Here is a 19218-nt window from a genome sequence, read left to right as displayed (position 1 = left end):
ATAAAAAAAGGCTTATCGCATCAGGTACATTTTGCCAAAGCCCTGTTCTGTAAAGCTACTGGCCTTATTAAGGTAACGTTCATAAGATTCGCCATCGGCAGTTTTGGCCAAAATGCGGTAAAGATAGACCCCATTAGCTAGGCGGTCGCCAAATTGGTCGGTGCCATCCCAGGCAAATTCGGTTCTATTGACACCAATATGCAAGGGGCCGAGCTCATCCATACTAATTTCGCGGACAATCTTGCCCGTTACCGTCATGATTTGGATCTTGAGGTAAGAAGGCAATTCTCGGCCCGTGAGGGTAAAGACAAACTGCGTTTGCGAGGTAAAAGGATTGGGATAATTGAGGAAATCGGAAATCATGGGGCGGTTGACCACCTCAAAATCAATACTGTAATCTAGCTCTCCAGAATTATTTCCGCTGCGGTCGGCAGCCGAAACAAAGAGCGTGTAGGTTCCATCAAACTCTAGATCGAGGTCCAGAACGAGCTGCGCCTTATTTTCGACTACTAAATTTTGGGCATCGGCGGGCAGAAACTCTAGGTTTTGGACCAAGGGACTGTTGAGCGTGAGTTGGGTTTCGCCATTGGGCAGGCTAGGGTGGCGCAGCGTAAGCTGGAAGTCCTCCACCTCATCTAGGCCCAACCATTTATTTTCATCAGACAAAGAAACCACCACCTGAGATTTGCCTGAAACGAGATCGCCATTCATGATGCGCAGCCCATCAAAGGTCACATCTAGTAGCGGGTTGATGCGGTCTTGGCGCACAAAGAAATTGACCAGGGCCAAATTATTAAAGTGATATTGCTCGGCTTGATCATTATCGGGATTGATTTCGACCAACAATTGCTGGGGCCCCGATAGATTATCGGTAGAGACCGTAAGTAGGCCCGTGCGCAGGCTATCGCCGGCGGGCAAGGGGGCCAAGCGTTTATAATTGATCGTACTGCCATTTTCTAGCAGCTGGTATTTGACCAAAATGCTATCCATATCTAGCGGGCTAATATTCTCCATTTGGACATTAAAGTCAAAAGGCTGCCCTTGGTCCACCGTATCATATTGAATAACACTAAAGCGTTCGGGTCGCAGAGCGGCCTCTGGCACCAAATCGGCCAAAATGCGCCAATAGGCGAGCTGGCCAGAGCTTCGGCTTAGTTCGTCCTCGGTTTTCCAGACCAACTCCAATTTGGGATACTGATTGGCATCAATACTATTCAGGCTAGTATTTTGGGCCACAATATTGGACAGGAGCAATTGGCGGCTTCCGTTGGCCTCAATGCCATAGAGGTCTACCCCTACTACATCATTACTGTCGAGATTGGCCGGCTCCCAATGGAAAGAATACCAATTTTGGGCGGGCCCAATTTGGGTAGAGAGCAAACTACCTTTATCCCAGTTGCCAGGCATCAGGCAAGAGAGGCCAATAATATCGTTTTGGCTGGCCCCTAGGGCTTCGCTTCGGTAGGGAAAACTTGCATTATTTTTCTGGTAGAAAAAGGCCCAAGGTAGGCCACCTACGGCAGCCGTCAGGCCAGGCAATTGTTGGGCGCCTTGGTTTTGCAACTCGCCAATTAGGCTAGCGGGCCAGTTATCGGCATTAGCATCATTCAAGGTATAGACTAATACATAATAGCCATCTGGAATAGAATCGGCCAAAAAGCGCTCTAGGTCTAGGGCTGCGCTAGTTTGCTGGGTTTCAAATAAGAATACCGAGGCCGTTCGTCCAGCCCCATCACAGTTAACCGCCCCATATTGGCTTTGGCCACCGCCTAGGGTCCAAATCGTCAGGTCAGAAGAATCAATGACCTGCACATAAACCCCTCTATTATTATGGCAGCGGCATTTATCGACCAAATTACCATTGAGGTAAGTGGCTAGTTGTTCAGGGTGTAGGGGTGAGGGCGTAAAGCCATTGGCTAGGGTAATTTCCTGCAAAGAAGTAATGAACTCAAAATTTCTTTGGGGTTCCTCTAGCTCTAAGTTATTAAACTGATCTCTTTTGAACTGAAAAAAATGCGATTGGTTCCAGCCCGGATAACTACCATCCATATAAATGAAAGAGCTAGTCGCCCAGCTGTAGCCAATAGTCGGATCAATAGAATCGGGGCTCACTCGCCAATAATAAACGCTGCTATCGGTATAGCTCATATTGGGCTGCCACTCCACAAGCCCTCCGCCCTGACTGATACTTGTTTGCTGCATCAAAGGGCTATTAAAATAGGCGGTAGTATCTATTTGCAGGACATAAGTCTGGCGTTGGGCCATGGTATTTCCCGTAGAGGCCTTTAGACTAATATTTTGCTGCGGCACAATAGCAAACTCCCTAGGGTAAACGGGGAGAATGGCATCGGAAAGAATTTGGACCGGATAGCGTAGGACCTGGTTATTTTGTTCTGCGCTGGGTTGTGGTCGCTCATCAATTTCACTATCTACATCTATACTAATATCAAAATAGTTGATGCCTAAAGCGGGCTGCCCTTCTACGGGAACCGTCAGGCGCAACTCCTTATAAAAATTGGGGGCCGTGATATACTCTCGACTCACAAAGGCCCGGTTGCCATTGGGATATTCCCGGTTAATCTCGATCCAGAAAGAGGTATCAATGGCAGTTCCTAGATTATAGAGGTCCACCACCAACTCAAAGTCTGCCATTTGTGTAGTGACCGTATTGGGGCTGTGGCTGACTAAGTTATTATCGACATAATAATCAGGCCGCTCCGAGATGCTCAGGGGGATAGCGGGGTCGCCATGATAGACCATATAATGGCTAGCCATTTGAACCGTAGTGGAGTAAAAGGTCCCATTCTCTAAAGCCTCAATCGTTTTTTGAGTAATCTTAGCTCCTCCTTGGCCGTATTGGTTTTGGCTCGCCTGATAATAGTACTGGCCAGCAAACACATTGAGGGCCGAGAGCGAAGCTGCCCCTACAGAGGCAAGAAAGACACTAGCTCCCGCATTTTCCTCAAAAATAAAAGACTCACTAATTCGGGCTCCGTCTTCAAAGACAGTTCCAGCATAACAACCCAAAGACATAAACATAGGATAGCGGCGGGCATTGCTGTAGTTTTCGGGCCGGTCTAGGTTAAAGTCAAAACTATTGGCTGAAGAGTGGCCAAAGAAGGTAATCAAACTCACCCCACTATTGATCAAAGAATCTAGGTAGGCTGACTGAGCGGCCTGAATGGGGTTGGTAGAAGTTTTGAAAAAAGAAGTGACATTTCCGCCAAATCGGCTAGCAGAAATGGTGGTCCCCATATTATTCAAGTTCTGTCGGATAATGTTTTGCTCCGTGCTATTTTGGCCCCCACCTAAGTGAATGACATTTTTGGTCCAGCCTCGGCCAAGGAGGTCAGAAGTTGCATTTAAACGTTCATTTTCATAATCTCTAACTTTGTTCAAATAAAGACTCACTTGGTCCCCCGTCAATGCGGCCAAGCGGCCTACGGGAATAGCGGGCACATCGCTACCAATTGGCGCCATCAGCAAATTATCGGAAGGGGGATAGCCAAAGGTGGGAATCAGATGGTCGTAGGTATGAAAGTTTCGCATTTGGGTGTAGGTTCGGCCCTTCCCAATGAGAAATATATATTGTGGATCGCTCCAATTTTGCTTGCAGTAGTTGGCCAAGTTGCGTAGGGCCACAGGATGCTTATTGATCCCATAACCAAACTGGTCAAAGATGTCATCCACCTCAATAATCACGGGATTATAGCCCGTACTGGCCCGATAGGCGGCATACTCCAAAACGGGGTCATTGCCTAGGCTATTTTGACGCAAGCTAGCATGCGTAACAATAATATAATCTGCATTGAGGTTGCTATAGTCTACAAAATTGGCCTCTTCCAAGCGGCCCATAGTTTGAATAGCGGTACTGCCTTCATTGATCAGCAGCAGCTTGCGGTCTACAGCCGAGGCGGGCAGATCAGTCAAGACCCGGCTCCCATCCCAAAAGCAGCGAATGCGCAAGCCGTTGGTCAAATCATAGAGGTAAATATTCTGACCACTCCCCCCATCAAAGTTGGTAATTTCTAAGTACTGCCGGCTATTACTAGCCGCCAACTCAAAGGCAAAGTTATTGGCTCCACCAAAATCAAAGGTCCTAGGGTAGCTAATAGCTACATAACTGGCCGAAAGGTAGTCGCTGCTACTAGCCAAACCCCGAATCCGCATAATAGTAGTGGGCAAAAGATTGCTCAAGGGCACTGAAAAACTGTGCGTCCCTACACTGTCGCCAGCAAAAGTCGTATTAAAACGACTTTGGCCGCCCACTTGCACCTCAATATTGTGATTGACAGCCCCCGAAGCATAAAGACGAACTTCTCCTTGAGCGGCGGGGCCCGAAGCGTAGAGGTTAGAAATCCCCACGGCATGACTTTGGTCCAAGAAGGGGTTTCCGCCCCAACCTTCGCCAAATTCAAAGCTCGATTTGCTCAGTTCTTCGCTGGCAATGCTGTAGCTTTTCCCTTTTTGCCAAGCCGTAGTAATGGGCCGAACGCTTTTGTACATAAAGTAATCCTCCTTAGCCGGCAAATTAGAGAGGTTGGCCGCCTGATCGGCATAGCGGCGCCCTTGGCCCGTATTGCTCCAGGTCAGAAAATAGGCCGAGGTATCAGTAATAACACTATAAGTGGGGTTAAAATGATGGTTGGGGTTGTTATACAGCTCCTTATCCAGTTCGCCCCGATGTTTTTCGCCATAAAACTGAATATACTGCAGTTGACCACCACTACTTTCTACCTGAATCGGCACTTCTTGGCCCATATGATAAACCGAAAGGCCATTGAGGGGCAAACTAGCCGTATTGATGCCTGCATTTTGCAAAGCCTGCGCACTAAGTCGGTAGAGGCCATCTTGGGCCACTTTCATTTTATAATAGGATTGGTTGTAATTGATCCATTCTGGACCAAAATTTCCGTCATGCATTTGGGCCTGCAAAGCGCCAACAGCAAAAAGTAGGAATAAGAAGTAGAGGTATCGCATAATCTTATTTTTCAAAGGTTAATATGGGGATTTTTTTGGGGCTTCCCCTTCCGCTGGGTTGAAACCCAAGGGGCTGTTGAAAAAGACATTAGCTAATTACTTTTACCGAAAAACTATATAGGTATATAGTTGTATAAGTTGTCTATTTTTTGTAAATTTAAGGATGAAAAGAAAAGCTGTATTTCGCAATAGCCAACAAAATCAGATGAGCATGTTTCCTGAGGATTTAGGAGCATGGATTCCAGCAGATCACCCTGTTCGAGTTGTCAATCAAGTGATTGAACAAGTCAACTTGAAACGCCTATATGATAGTTATAAAGGTGGAGGAAGCTCATCTTACGACCCGAAAATGATGATTAAAGTGTTGATTTATGCGTATTTAGACAACACTTACTCTTCTCGAAAAATAGAAAAAGCCTTAAAAGAGAGTATTCCTTTTATTTGGTTGAGTGGCCGTTCTACTCCAGATCATTCTACGATTAGTATATTTCGCTCAAAGCGCCTACAAGGATTTGAGGGAGAGATGTTTAAAGATATTTTTACAGATATCGTTTTGCTACTTGCAGAAGCAGGTCTAGTTGATTTGCAAGATGTTTATACAGATGGGACAAAATTAGAGGCTAATGCAAATCGCTATACTTATGTTTGGGCGAATCGTTTATCTAGTAGTAAAGAAAAAATCAGAGAGCGCCTGGAAGGTTTCTGGGCTTATTTAGAAGGCCTTTATAAGTCTGAGGAACAAGAGATTGAGCCCTTAAATTTAGGAAAAAAGGCTAGCTCAGAAAAGATACAAGAGACTGTTGATAGAATCAATCAGTTAGTGTCAGATAAGGAAATAAAAGCAAAGATCGCCAAGGAAGAAAAAAAAAACTTAAGGGCGATAAATAAATTTGCAGATCGCTATAAACGTTATGAAGATCAGGAAGCTATTATAGATGGCCGTGGAAGTTATAGTAAAACGGATCATGATGCCACCTTTATGCAAACTAAGGATGATCATTTAAAAAATGGCCAGCTTAAAGCAAATTACAATATTCAATTTTCGACATCCAATAGAGTAATTACTCATTATTCAGTAGAGCGAACATCTTCTGATATGGCCACCTATATCCGTCATTTAGAGGGATTTAAAGAGCGTTATAATTTTTATCCCAAGCAAGTCACCGCAGATGCTGGCTATGGAAGCGAAGAAAATTATCTTTTTTTAGAAGAAAAAGGAATAGAGGGTTTTGTAAAGTATGGCTCTTTTTACAGAGAGCATCGAAGAAATTTTAAAACAAAAGAGTTTGCGAATGCTAGAAACCTTCACTATGATGAAAAAGGTGACTTTTATATTTGTCCTGTTGGGAAAAAAATAAACCGAATAGGAGAGACTAAAAAGACACTTCGGTCAGGCTACATTAAAGAAACAAATATATATGAAGCAGCAGACTGTAAGGGCTGTGCGCTGATGGAGCCCTGCTTAAAACAGAACTCAAATAAAAAAACCTCTACAAATCGAAGAATCCATAGAACGCCTAATCTAGAGCGATTAAGAGCCAAAGCAAGAAAATTACTTTTAAGTGAAGAGGGGATTAGAAAACGAAAACAAAGATCAGTAGATGTTGAAGGCTGTTTTGGAGAGCTAAAACAAAACAAAGGCTTTCGGCGACTGATGCTTCGAGGATTAAAGAAGGTGAATATAGAGGTCGGCTTGCTTGCTATGAGTATGAATATTGCCAAACTAGCAAAGCATAAAGCTCGAACTATGGACGAAGTCTGTCCAAAAACATCAAAAACGACTCTTTTTAACAGAAATAACAAAAGTATTGCCGCAAAAAGAGGGTAATTAAGGGGCAAGTATTGCCTTTTTGTAAAAAAATGGACACTTATTAACATTTTTTATTTTTTTAGTCCTAAAAATGACTTTTGACTTCCTCAACAGCCCCAACTTATACAAAATGAGGGTTAACACCCTCATGAGTTATCGGGCGGGTCGGGCTGTGTCGTGGCTCGCTATTCGCTCGGCCCTGCGGGCTTTTCGCTAGGCTTCAAAGCCCTGGGTCTGGCCTACGGCCACCACTATCCATCCCTAAGCCAAGCTCGCTGCGCTCGCTTTTCTGGACCAATAGGGCGTCCTACAGGCGGCTTTAGCCGCCGCAGGCTTAGTTGCCTGTAGGGGGGCGGCGCAGCCGCCGACCAAAGCCCGCAGGGCTGCAGGGCCGAGCAGACCTGCGAGCCCCGAAAGGGAACGGCCGCCAAAGGCGGCAAGCCCCAAAAACAATTAAATCTCTTTTTGAATTGCTTGTTTAATGTAATCGTAATCAATATCCAGTTTGATCGAGATAATATGAGAACGCAAGCCGCCCGCGCTAGCGCTCAAATTGGCCAAGGCATAATCAATATAGAAACGAGAAATGCGGAAGCCCAGACCAAAGTTGGGTTGGAGGGTCAGTTCTTTTTCGCCAGAAAAATTCTCAAATCGCTGAAAATTATTGAGGCCCATCCGCAAATAGGCAATGCGGTTATAGTTGAGCTCTAGGCCCAGGGCGGGGTCAATGCTAAAAGGGCTAGCAGAAATTAGGGTATTGCGCTGCCCGTCGGTGGTGGCCACCATATCTAGCTCGGCCAAAAGGCCAATACTGCGGGCTTTTTTGCCTTCGGGCGTAGGGAGGTTAAAAGTTTTTTTGTAGGCCGCCCCAAGGATAATTTGGGGTTTGGTAATTTCAAACGACTGGATAGGGATCTCGTTGCCCGTGAGGCCCAGCGTCTGTTTTTCCTCTTCGGTAAAGCTAAATTGCCAGGCATTAAAAGTGGTCGTAATATCTTTGAGTTGAGCGCCAAAGGCCCAGTTTTTAGAATATTGATATTGGGCCCCCAAATCTACGCCAAAGCCCCAAGAAGAGGCAAAAGGACCCACCACTCTTCGGACCACTTTTGGGCTGGCCCCAACCGCCAATTTGCCAAACTTTTGGGCATAATTAAAGATAAAGGCATAATCGGCCGCCGAAAACTCGGTAACGTTATTGTAGTTAATGCTGCCATCATCCTCATAGAGCGAAAGGGTGTTGGGGATTCCGTCAATACCAAAGCGGATAAAAGAAAAGCCCAAGTACTTATTTTGGCCTTTAATCGGCATACCAAAGCCGGCATAATCATATTTGCCGATGCCGCCAAACCATTCGGCATGCAATAAGCCGACTTGCAAATCCGTTTCTATGCCCTGCAAACCTGCGGGGTTCCAAAAGCTGCTGCTTGCATCATTGACATGGGCCACCATGGCCCCGCCCATCGCTTGGGCGCGGGCGCCCAGGCCAATAGATAAAAATTCGTTACTGTATTTTTGGGCCGTTAAAGTTGGGCCAAAGAAGCATAAAATGAGGGCTCCCCAGATTAATCGCTGCATAATCATTGTTTTCGGTTCAAAAAAATGCCGGTAAAACCTATCTATATATTTAACGTAAAAAGAGAGGTTTTAGAACTGTAAGCAGCTCAAAATTAGGCTTTTTATCCCCTTTTTGGGCTCAAAAGCAGCAAAATTGGACCGAAAGGAAAAAAGATTTGAGATAAACCCCATAAAATGAAACCCTTTGCGGGAAAGTTCCGTAAATGGACAGCTTGAAAGGCCCTCGGAAGCATCCCTTCCCTCTACTTCCCCGCTTCCTGGGCACACACACTATAAATATGTAGCTATATAACTAGCTCAAAGACAACAATTTTATCACTCGCAAAACGATGGCTGATGACCGGAACTGCACTAAAACTTACTCTAGATTCTCACCCAAAAAACATAGCAGAAGTAGAACCCTATGTGAATCAGGTTTTGCAGCAATATGAGTTGGATGAGTTGCTTTTTGGCAATATTCTCATCACTTTGACGGAGGCCGTGAGCAATGCTATTTTGCATGGCAACCAGGCCAAGGCCCATAAAAAGGTCCATATTGCTAGCGCTATCCAGCAAAATTGCATTACCTTTACCGTAGAAGATGAGGGGCCTGGTTTTGACCCCTCACAGCTGCCCGACCCCACCGCACCAGAAAATCTGATGACTCCTGGTGGACGAGGCGTTTTTTTGATGCAAAACCTCAGTGATCATGTAGACTTTAAGGAAGGAGGCCGCATGATTGAACTACAATTTAACTTGCACTAAGTTGATGATTGAATTTTATACGGAAGATATTGATTATAAGCTGCCGCAGGCTGAACAAATGGAAAGCTGGCTGCAAGCGATCGCAAAAAGAGAGGGTCTCGATATTGAGGCCCTTTCTTTTATTTTTTGCTCCGATGCCTATTTGCTGCCTATGAACCAAGAGTATTTGCAGCATGATACCCTAACTGATGTGATTACCTTTCAGTATCAGGAAGAGGGAGAGCCTGTGAGCGGAGACATTTTTATTTCGGTAGAACGCTGCCGAGAAAATGCCGAGAAGTTTGAAGTTTCGGCCCAAAATGAAATCCATAGAGTAATGGCTCATGGATTATTGCACCTTTTGGGCTATAAAGACAAAAGCAAGGAAGAGGCGGAGCTCATGCGTCAGAAAGAGAATGAGTCCTTGGCTTTGCTTGCTCAATATGCCCAGTCCGATGCCTAAATTTATCCCTTTTCAAGCGCAAAACTTATCGGCAGAAGAGAGCCTAAAAAAAGCCCTTGAGCTAGAGGCCTTAATGGAAAAGCGCCGCTCGATTCGCTTATTTTCGGAGCGGCCAGTGGCCAAAGAATTGGTCCAAAGCTTGGTCCGAACGGCTAGCTCGGCCCCTTCGGGGGCGCATAAGCAGCCATGGACCTTCTGCATTATTTCTGATCCAGAAATTAAACAGCAGATTCGCCAAGCGGCCGAAAAAGAAGAATATGAAAGCTACAGCAACCGAATGTCGGAGGAGTGGCTAGAAGCCCTAAAACCTTTTGGCACCAATTGGGAAAAGCCGTTTTTGGAGCGGGCGCCTTACCTCATCGTCATCTTTAAGAAGAGCTACGATATTTTGCCCGATGGCAGCCGCAGCAAAAACTACTATGTGAACGAATCGGTAGGTTTGGCGGCGGGTTTTCTGATTTCGGCCATTCATCAGGCGGGTTTGGTGACCTTGACGCATACGCCTAGTCCCATGAATTTTTTGCAGGAGATTTTGCAGCGGCCCAAAAATGAAAAGCCTTTTTTGCTTTTGCCTATCGGCTATGCTGCAGAGGGCTGTGAGGTGCCTGATTTGCGCCGAAAATCATTGGATGAGGTGGCCTTATATTGGGAGGCGGATTAATTTATTTTATTTTTGGGGCTGCCCCTTCCGCTGGGTTGAAACCCAGCGCAAAGCGGTATCGCTTTGCGAACTTATGCAAAATGAGGGTTAAAACCCTCATGAATTATCGGGCGGGTCGGGCTGTTCGTGGGCTCGCAGGTCTGCTCGGCCCTGCGTCGCTGCGCTCCTTGGTCTGGCCTTCGGCCACCCACTACCATCCCTCAGCCGATACTTTCTTGGCTCAAAGGCCTCATCATAGACGCTTAGAAGAAATATAATTAATGGACAAATACGAACTTACGGCCAAACTTAGAGCGGCTGCCTTAGCAGAAGGTTTTGATAATTTGCGCATTGCCCAGGCCCGAGAACTGACCGAAGAGGGCCGTCGTTTAGAAGCTTGGTTAAATAAAGGCTATCAGGGGAAAATGCAATACTTAGAAAACCACTTTGAGAAGCGGATAGACCCTCGGAAGTTGGTAGATGGGGCCAAATCGGTAGTGAGTTTAAGCTTTAATTATTTTCCGGAAGAGCAGCAAGTAGAAGGAGCGCCCAAACTGGCCAAGTACGCCTATGGCGAAGACTACCACTATGTTTTAAAGGCCAAGCTGCGTCATTTACTGGCCCTATTGGAGACTGAATTGGGTCGGCCCATTAATGGGCGGGCCTTTGTAGACTCTGCGCCAGTATTGGAGCGTGACTGGGCCAAGCATTCGGGATTGGGTTGGATTGGTAAAAACACCTTATTAATCAGTAAGCAGCGGGGGTCATTTTTCTTTTTGGCCGAATTGATCATAGATGTAGACTTGGTCTATGATGGGCCAATCAAAGACTACTGTGGTCGTTGTCGGCGCTGCATAGATGCTTGTCCCACCCAAGCCATTTCTGAAAAAGGGTATATCATGGATGGCTCCAAATGCATCTCCTATTTTACGATTGAGTTGCGGGATGAGTTGCCGGCGGAATACAAAGGGCAATTTGCGGATTGGATGTTTGGCTGTGACATTTGCCAGGATGTTTGTCCATGGAATCGATTTTCTCGGCCTCATCAGGAGGAGGCCTTTAGGCCCAAAGAAAACCTATTAGAAATGCGGCGGGAAGATTGGATGGAATTGACGGAAGAAGTCTTTCGGAAAGTATTTAAGAAATCGGCGGTAAAGCGGACCAAATACAAGGGCTTAATGCGCAACTTGGCCTTTTTGGAAGAAGCGTAATTTTTTTGGACCTAGAGGAGCGAAGCGACGATTTAACTTCATGAGGGTTTCAACCCTCATTTATAAATCATTGCGAAGCAATATCATTCTTGCTGTAGGTTTCAACCTACAGGATCGGCCTAGCGATGCGAAAGGGGGCGGCGAAGCCGCAGACCAAGGGCAGAACGAAGTGATGCCCGCAGGGCCGAGCAGACCTGCGAGCCCTGAAGCGTAGCGCCGCAAGGCCGGAGGCCGTAGCGGAGGCCCCAAAACAGCTTACTATTGGCAAAAAAGGCCCACTAGCAAGCTAGCGGGCCTAGGGATCAGGGTAAAATCAGAAAAGGGAAAGGATTAGTTTACATCCCACCAGAGTTTAGTGTCTTGGTTGTCTGCACCGCCCAACTTAGTTAGCCCATCGGCGTAACTTTCGGCATTGAGGGTTTGTTCATCTAGGGGATACTTCATGCGAGTGGGGATAGCGGTACCATCGAGCGTGCCATCGGCGGGAGCTTGGAGGATACCAAAATCGAGGCGTCTCCATTCGGCCCAACCTTGTACGCCCTGCATATAGAGCGCGATCCATTTTTGGCGGCCGATGACCTGCTGCCAGCTTTCGCCATTGCCGATAAGCGTATTATAATCTACCTCGGGCTGAGCGATATAATTGCTAATATCGGTAGCTGTTAGTGAGCCATCATTCCAGTAATTCATAGACGCTTCGATCGCTGCATTATAGTGATCTTCGGCAGTACCCGAAACGCCCCAACCGCGAGCGGCGGCCTCGGCCATCATAAAGCGAAGCTGTGCATAATCTAGGAAGATGCCGGGAGCATCATTGGCTAGAACATCTTGGCTACGTTGCGACACCTCGGCATCGGTAGTGAGGGCGGCATTAGACTCGGAAAGGCCATAGACCTCACCGACAAAAGTACCTGTAGCGCTAGCGGGTTCATAATAGAAAGCGACGCGGGGATCATTTAGGCGGAGCAATTCGTCGACCATAGTATTAGAGGCGGCGAAATCGTTACGGGTGCGATAATCCTCGGCTTGGGGGTTAATATTGGGGTCGCTAGCTTGGTAAGGGAAGAGAGCGTTATCGGCGTTAGAGGTAAAGCTATTGGGGGCGGCGGCCTCAAAAGCGGCTTGAGCTTCTGCGCCACGGTTGGTATCGGCCATACGGAGCGCCACACGCATTTTGAGCGCATTGGCAAACTTCTTCCATTGCGTCATATTGCCATTATAGATTACATCTCCTTGGACGCTATTATCGGCCTCATCGATAGCGGCGATAGCGGCATCTAGGGTAGCGAGCATACCCATATACACATCCTCTTGGCTATCATAGTTAGGCAAGGGGAACTCGGCACCTTTTAGGGCTTGAGAATAAGGGATGGGTCCCCAGCAGTCGGTCATATTTTGGAACAACCAAGTTTGGAGAATTTGGGCGATAGCGATTTGGTTTGCGTTTTTACCAAAGCCGGCATAATCGGCGGCATCCTCTCCGGAGTTGAGGTCAATAATTTCCTGAAGATCTTGTAGGCTACGGGCGTAGAAAAGGCTCCAATAATCGTTGGTAATTCCTACGCGGAACTGATAGCGAGACTCATTAGAATATTGGTTAGAGGCCCAATACTGAGCGAGTTGGTTACCGCGGCGGCTATTGAACCATTCGTCCCAGGTGAGGTCCATCATGGTTTTTTCTGCATTAGTGAGCAGAAAAGAAGTAGCGGTAGAAGAAGACTGATTGGGGTTGGTATTCAGCTCTTCAAACTGCTTATCGCAGCTAGTTATCGAGAGCGCTAGTCCAAGGCCCATAGCGGCCATCAAGCCATTTTTTCTTAGCCAATTTATAGTCATAATATGATAATTTAAATTTGCAAACTGTTTGGGGAGCCGAAGCTCCCCACAGATTTGGGAGAAATTTTTTAGGAGTTAAAGGCTTAGAACTTCACGTTCAAGTTAACTCCGATAGAGCGCTCGGTAGGTAGCTGACCACCTTCAAAACCTTGAACATTACCAGAGTTGATCGCTGCTTCGGGATCAACATTGGGAATATTTCTGTGTAGGATAGCGAGGTTACGGCCAACTAGAGAGAGCGAAAGATCTCTGAAGCGGCTACCTTCAAATAATTTGTTAGAGAAGGTATAGCTAATACGTGCTTCACGGAACTTGATAAAGCTAGCATCATATACATCGGCGGCATTGATGACATAGCCTTGGTTGAGGAAGAAGTGAGACTGAGCGTCTAGAACAGTAGTGTTTTCGGTTCCATCAGACTGGTAGTTACCGTCAGCATCTAGAACATAATCGCCATTGCCATCGCGCAAAACGTTAGTTCCTTCTACAATAATTCCTTGGTTACGGATATTGTCGGTTACGCCATTAACATCGGTTTCGATTACCGTTTCCTCTAGCGTACCAGAGTACTTACCCCATTGGTTAGATAGAGAGAAGAGCTTACCACCTTTCTGGAAATCAAACAAAAGGAAAAGAGAAACGCCTTTATAGCTAAAGGTAGAAGAGAAACCACCAGTAAAGTCGGGAAGAACAGAGCCAAGTGGCTTCACATCAGAAACCATATAGACACCATCTTCAACGATTTTGTTACCATTGGCATCATAGACATAATCTGTACCCATGAGTGTACCATAAGGCTCACCAACGCGAGCGTCTAGGGCCACACCAAATAGCGAAGTTAGGCGGATATTATCGGTACCGGTAGCCAATTCGAGTACTTCGTTATTGTTTTTACCCAAGTTGAGGCTAAGGTCCCATTTGAAGTCCTTAGTTTTTACAGGAGTAGCATAAAGCATCAATTCGATACCGCGGTTAGCTACTTTACCGGCATTGATTGAGCGAGAAGTATAGCCCGTAGCGCCAGACTGAGATACATTAAAGATCTGGTCTTTAGTTACATTGCTATAGTAAGTGAAATCTACACCTAGACGATCTTTAAGGAAGCGAAGGTCAAGACCTGCTTCAAAGCCAGAAGTACGCTCGGGCTTAAGATCTTCATTGAGCAAAGAGTTGGGTACAGTAGCTGTACCGTTGCCATTAAAGTTGGCATTACTGATATAAGTATTTTGTAGGTTGTAAGGAGTAGTACCATTACCTACCACAGCATAACCTGCGCGGAACTTACCGAAAGAAAGGATTTCGTTAGCGGGAATAAGCTCAGAGAACACCAAACTTGCGCTAGCAGAATAATAGTTATAAGTATTTCTGTCTAGAGGAAGCGTAGAGTTAATATCTGTACGGTTGGTCAAATCGAGGTATACAAAATCTTTGTATCCTACAGTAGCTTGCTCAAAGATAGAGAAGATAGCCAACTCAGAAGTAGCGTCGGTGCTTGTTAGTTCAGAGGCAGAGTTGCTCAAGTTGTACAAGCCGGGGGTATTAAGACCACCTTGAGTAGAAGCATAGTTGCGTTCTGCGGTAGTGCGGCGGTAATTCATACCCAGCATTCCAGAAACAGAGAAATCACCGAAGCGATCCTTATAGTTACCGATAAGGTCGTAGTTATTTTCTTGGAAGAAGCGAACATCTTCAGAGTACATAGGTACGCGAACGCCACCTACAGCCACCCATTCTTCACGGCGGTCCGTGTAGAAATCGGTCATAGCGCGACCAGTTACAGAGAACTTGTCATTAAAGGTATAAGATAGAGCTACATTACCGAATACACGGTTACGGCTATCTTTTTGGCCATTTTCATAGCGCTCCCAGAAGGGGTTATCCCAGTACTTGGCGCTACCATCTAGCTCAGAGGTACGGTTCCAAGGGCGCATTGTTCCATCAGGATTCTGATAATCGCGTAGGCGGTCCATATCCAATTGGCGCTGGAACCACTGATTAAACTGAGACATGACTGACTCGCCATATCCAGTAAGCGGACGGCCATTAGCCTTAGAGTTAACAATATTTACATTGGCAGAAGCGGTCAACTTATCGCTAAGGTTGAGGCTAGAGTTGAATGAGATATTATTACGGTTGAGGCTAGAGTTTTCTTGTGTTCCTTTTTGCTGTGTATTGGTAAATCCTAAGCGGAAAGATCCTTTTTCGCTAGCACCACCCAAAGAAACGCTATTGGTAGCGGTAATTCCAGTGCGGAAGAAATCCTTTACGTTATCAGGGTTGGCTTTCCACTCTCTAGTTTGGCCAAAGTTTTCAGTATCCCACTCATCATAAGAGTCCCACTGACGAACTTGCTGACCATTATAGGCAGGGCCCCAGCTTCCATCATAAGCCATATCGGCTACTAGTTGGTTGGTATCAATTACGCTATTGGCAAAAGAAGAACCCGTGTAGCCTACCCGTAAGGTGCAACCAAAAAATACTATACATCTAACATCGTCCTTTCAAAGTCATATAGGCTAATATTTCCCAGACTTTGGTGGGGACGATTAAAATTGTAGTGCTGAAACCAATTTTGAATTTCCTCATTTAGTTCTTCTAAAGAGTGGAACCAAGATAAGTTTAAACACTCTGTTCTCAAAGTTTTATTTAATCGCTCAATAAATGCATTTTGGGTAGGTTTTCCTGGCTGGATGAACTTTAATTCAATATCATGTTTTTGGGCCCAAGCAGCTAACTTTTTAGAGATGAATTCTGGCCCATTATCGCAACGAATATAGTCAGGTTTACCTCTGTAATCCAGTACTTTATCAAGTACATCAGTAAGCTTTTTTGCAGAGATACTTTGATGGGCTTCTGTCCACAAAGCTCGCCTTGAGGTCTCATCCATAATGTTGATAATTCGGACCGATTTCTTATCTGAGCTCATGACCCAATCGCTCAAAAAATCCATAGACCAACCCTTATTTACCTCCTTGGGCAAAGAGATAGGTTCAAATTTTCTGCGAATACGCTGACGCTTTGGGCGCTGTCTCAAGTTTAATTTTTCTCTCTTCCAGATTCTATACACCTTCTTGTGGTTGAAGGTAACACCTTGATTTCTAATGTAATGAAAAACTTTCCAAAAGCCCCAAGCTAAATATTCTTTCGTGACTTCATGCAGTAATTTAGCGATTTGATCATCGACTACTTCTGGCCGATGACCTGACTTTCGTTTATAGTATGTTTGACGACGAAACCCCAAAACGACACAGATTCGACGCACACTGTACTTCTTGGACAGCTCGTCTATGACTCTTTCTTGTCTTTTGGGGTTAAGTGCTTTTTTGCCATTGCATAGCCCTCTTCTAAAATTTCATAATTCATGCTTAAGTCTGCATACATCTTTTTTAAACGAGCATTTTGGGCCTCTAATCCCTTGATTAAACGCTCTTTATCGTCAACTTCTTGCTCTTTGGATCTTTTCCATTTATAGAAAGTGGCTGGGCTTATTTGGTGCTTTCTACACAAATCTGCCACGCTAAGGCCGCTGTCGTGCTCAGCTAAAATTGATAACTTCTGCTTTTCCGTGAATTTACTTTTTCGCATCCTTTTAGTTTTTGTTCTTTAAGATAATTATTTTCTATAACTAATGGTTGCTTTTTTGGGCAGGCTACACCCGCTCCTCCACCATATTGGTTTTGGTAGTTGGGCAATACATATACATTATTAAATTGGATAGAAGAGTTGACCGATACACCAATAGGGGCATTCTTTACAGACATGTTCTTTCCCTTTTTGGTCGTAATGATAACTACACCATTGGCAGCACGGTTACCATAAAGTGCCGCAGCAGTAGGGCCCTTCAATACGTTGATGCTCTCAATGTCATCGGGGTTAAGATCCTGAATGGCATTACCGTAGTCATATCCACCAGCACCACGCTCTTGGTCGGCATCCGTGTGGTTGGCATTGTCCAAAGGTACTCCATCAACGACAAACAAAGGCTGGTTGTTTCCAGTAATAGAACCCGCACCACGAATCACAATGCGAGAAGATCCTCCCAAGTTAGATGATCCAGTAATCTGCACACCAGCTACTTTACCTTGCAAAGAGTTAACGACATTGACCTCACGAGCCTTGTTGAGATCATCTCCAGAAACCTCCTGGGTCGCATAACCCAAAGCTTTCTCTTCTCTAGATAGCCCCAAAGCAGTTACCACCACCTTATTGACTTCTACTCCCTCTACCAAAGTAACATTGATGGTCGTCTGACCCGCTACTTCAATGTCCTGACTGGCATAGCCTACATAGCTATAAGACAAAACTTCATAGCCCTCAGGGACCGTGATCTGATAGTTTCCGTCAAAATCAGTAATGGCTCCAATAATCGGGGAGGAACCCTTGACTAAGACGTTAGCCCCAATAATAGGGTCGCCTGCTTCTGTAGTTACCGCCCCTGTCACCGTAGTTTGGGCATAGACGGTACTAATAGTCATCAGCAAGGCTAATGTAATTAGATTAAGGTACTTCATAGAAAACTTTTTTTGGTTAAACGTAATCCTTAACAACATAAAGCTAGCGGTTGTCTTTGACCCAACAAAACCATTTTAAGGTTTTTTTAAATCCAAGGCCAACATCAAACAACTATTTAGCTATGCTTTTGCAGATTTCACCCAATAAAACTAAAGCTTTACTCCTTTTTATTCAAATTTTATTAGGAAACAAAATCTAAAGCCCCCAAATGCTAAGTATTTTTTAACAACTCTAAATAGGAAGCCTAACCAAATTAAATAACTATTAAGTACAAAAATATAGAATATAATTCTATTATAATATTGGGTAATCTACTGTAAACGACGAGCCTAAACCCAAAAATAGCCCTTGCAAACAACAAGCAGCTATTCTACTAGTATTCAAGACAGTATAAATAAACATTTGTAATTTATATCTATTCTATATTTTACATATCTCTTTTTTCTTCGCCAAAACCAAAAAAAGGCCGTCCCGCAATTGCGGGACGGCCTTTAAGTTGAAAGCTTGGTTTCTCGACAAAATCCTGGAACAAGCCCAGAAATTTGAATCACACACAGCACAACAGCCCATGGACCATTTTGTTCAAGACTTTCGCTATTTTATTTTATTCACTCAAAAACTGGGCAAGCTCTTCCAAACTGATCTTTTCCTCATAAAGCGCCTTGCCCACTACAGCCGCATAACAGCCCATTTTATCCAACTCCTGCAACTCCTCAATAGAAGAAATTCCCCCATTGGCAATAAACTTCAAATCCGGAAATTGAGCCAACAAGGACTCATATAAGTCCAAAGAACTCCCCTGCATCATCCCGTCTTTATCAATGTCTGTGCACAAAATATACTGAATCCCATGCCACTGATAGTTCGTAATGAAGTCAAAGAGCTTAAATTCTGTCTCTCGCTCCCAACCCTCAATCCGAATGAGCCCATCCAATACATCTGCCCCCAAAATAATGCGGTCTTTCCCATATTTTTGCAACCAAGATAAAAGCAGTTTCGGGTTCTTTACCGCCAAGGTCCCAATCGTCACTTTTTGCGCACCAGCCGCAAATACCTGAGCCAAATCCTGATCCGACTTGATCCCACCACCAAATTCTACCTCCAAATCCGTCTCTTCCGTGATCGCCCGCAAAATCTCATAGTTGACCACCCGCCCCGCTTTGGCCCCATCCAAATCTACCAAATGTAACTGCTTTACTCCAGCCGCCGCAAAACGCTTGGCCACCGCTACCGGGTCTTCATCGTAAACTTTGGCTTCTTCAAAACTTCCCTTGGTCAAACGAACACATTTACCATTCAGGATATCTAAGGCAGGTATAACTTTAATCATAAGGCTTTTTTTTGATTGGCTTGGAACTCTAGGTCTTGGCTCTAAATTTAACAACTTTCTAAGAAAATAAGGCCCTTCCCCACAAAAACAAGCCAGCTAGCAGGGAACAAAATGAAGGATCTAAAATAATTACTTCCC

Annotated in this window: 13 protein-coding genes; 5 read left to right on the top strand and 8 right to left on the bottom strand. The window is 45.1% G+C overall.

Annotation, left to right across the window (positions count from 1 at the left end):
- Nucleotides 1-12 precede the first annotated feature (12 nt).
- A complete protein-coding gene (porU2, locus tag SGRA_RS09745) occupies nucleotides 13-4980 on the bottom strand; it encodes a putative type IX secretion system sortase PorU2 (RefSeq protein ID WP_041329600.1) in 4968 nt (1655 codons plus the stop codon).
- A gap of 163 nt (nucleotides 4981-5143) precedes the next feature.
- Here porU2 and SGRA_RS09740 point away from each other — a divergent pair, with 163 nt between their 5' ends.
- Nucleotides 5144-6808: an IS1182 family transposase gene (locus SGRA_RS09740; protein ID WP_015691278.1), complete on the top strand. Its 1665-nt coding sequence runs from the start codon at nucleotides 5144-5146 to the stop codon at nucleotides 6806-6808.
- A 435-nt stretch (nucleotides 6809-7243) separates the two neighbouring features.
- On the opposite strand, the gene SGRA_RS09730 is transcribed toward SGRA_RS09740, so the two are convergent.
- A complete protein-coding gene (locus tag SGRA_RS09730) occupies nucleotides 7244-8365 on the bottom strand; it encodes a putative type IX sorting system protein PorV2 (protein WP_015692500.1) in 1122 nt (373 codons plus the stop codon).
- A gap of 336 nt (nucleotides 8366-8701) precedes the next feature.
- On the opposite strand from SGRA_RS09730, the gene SGRA_RS09725 reads away from it, so the two are divergent.
- From SGRA_RS09725 to queG, 4 genes are all read left to right on the top strand, one after another.
- Entirely contained in the window at nucleotides 8702-9109 is a 408-nt protein-coding gene (locus tag SGRA_RS09725) for an ATP-binding protein (protein ID WP_015692499.1), read from the top strand.
- Nucleotides 9110-9113: 4 nt separating this feature from the next.
- Nucleotides 9114-9551, top strand: a complete 438-nt coding sequence (ybeY, locus tag SGRA_RS09720; RefSeq protein ID WP_015692498.1) for an rRNA maturation RNase YbeY — start codon at nucleotides 9114-9116, stop codon at nucleotides 9549-9551.
- Nucleotides 9544-10212 (top strand): nitroreductase family protein, encoded by a 669-nt coding sequence (locus SGRA_RS09715; RefSeq protein WP_015692497.1) that lies wholly within the window; start codon nucleotides 9544-9546, stop codon nucleotides 10210-10212. The genes ybeY and SGRA_RS09715 overlap by 8 nt, the downstream gene beginning before the upstream one ends.
- A 260-nt stretch (nucleotides 10213-10472) precedes the next feature.
- Nucleotides 10473-11402, top strand: coding sequence for a tRNA epoxyqueuosine(34) reductase QueG (queG, locus tag SGRA_RS09710; protein WP_015692496.1), 930 nt, complete (start codon nucleotides 10473-10475; stop codon nucleotides 11400-11402).
- 330 nt (nucleotides 11403-11732) lie between these two features.
- On the opposite strand, the gene SGRA_RS09705 is transcribed toward queG, so the two are convergent.
- The 6 genes from SGRA_RS09705 to hisA all read right to left on the bottom strand — a co-directional run bounded on the left by SGRA_RS09705 (nucleotide 11733) and on the right by hisA (nucleotide 19080).
- Nucleotides 11733-13238 (bottom strand): SusD/RagB family nutrient-binding outer membrane lipoprotein, encoded by a 1506-nt coding sequence (locus SGRA_RS09705; RefSeq protein WP_050981172.1) that lies wholly within the window; start codon nucleotides 13236-13238, stop codon nucleotides 11733-11735.
- Nucleotides 13239-13321: 83 nt separating this feature from the next.
- Nucleotides 13322-15631 (bottom strand): TonB-dependent receptor domain-containing protein, encoded by a 2310-nt coding sequence (locus SGRA_RS09700; protein ID WP_050981171.1) that lies wholly within the window; start codon nucleotides 15629-15631, stop codon nucleotides 13322-13324.
- 86 nt (nucleotides 15632-15717) lie between these two features.
- The gene (locus SGRA_RS09695) at nucleotides 15718-16518 is read right to left on the bottom strand and encodes an IS3 family transposase (RefSeq protein ID WP_245538686.1); all 801 of its coding nucleotides are present in this window, start codon (nucleotides 16516-16518) and stop codon (nucleotides 15718-15720) included.
- Nucleotides 16519-16523: 5 nt separating this feature from the next.
- Nucleotides 16524-16823: an IS66 family insertion sequence element accessory protein TnpA gene (tnpA, locus tag SGRA_RS09690; protein ID WP_015692493.1), complete on the bottom strand. Its 300-nt coding sequence runs from the start codon at nucleotides 16821-16823 to the stop codon at nucleotides 16524-16526.
- Complete coding sequence (locus SGRA_RS09685; protein WP_041329599.1) at nucleotides 16778-17749, bottom strand: TonB-dependent receptor plug domain-containing protein; 972 nt, start codon at nucleotides 17747-17749, stop codon at nucleotides 16778-16780. The genes tnpA and SGRA_RS09685 overlap by 46 nt, the downstream gene beginning before the upstream one ends.
- 605 nt (nucleotides 17750-18354) lie before the next feature.
- A complete protein-coding gene (gene hisA / locus SGRA_RS09680) occupies nucleotides 18355-19080 on the bottom strand; it encodes a 1-(5-phosphoribosyl)-5-[(5-phosphoribosylamino)methylideneamino]imidazole-4-carboxamide isomerase (protein WP_015692491.1) in 726 nt (241 codons plus the stop codon).
- Nucleotides 19081-19218: the final 138 nt, after the last annotated feature.

It is taken from the genome of Saprospira grandis str. Lewin, assembly GCF_000250635.1.
Classification (GTDB): Bacteria; Bacteroidota; Bacteroidia; order Chitinophagales; family Saprospiraceae; genus Saprospira; species Saprospira grandis.
Note: the sequence above shows the minus strand (reverse complement) of the source record. Positions and strands in the feature narration are given on the sequence as shown.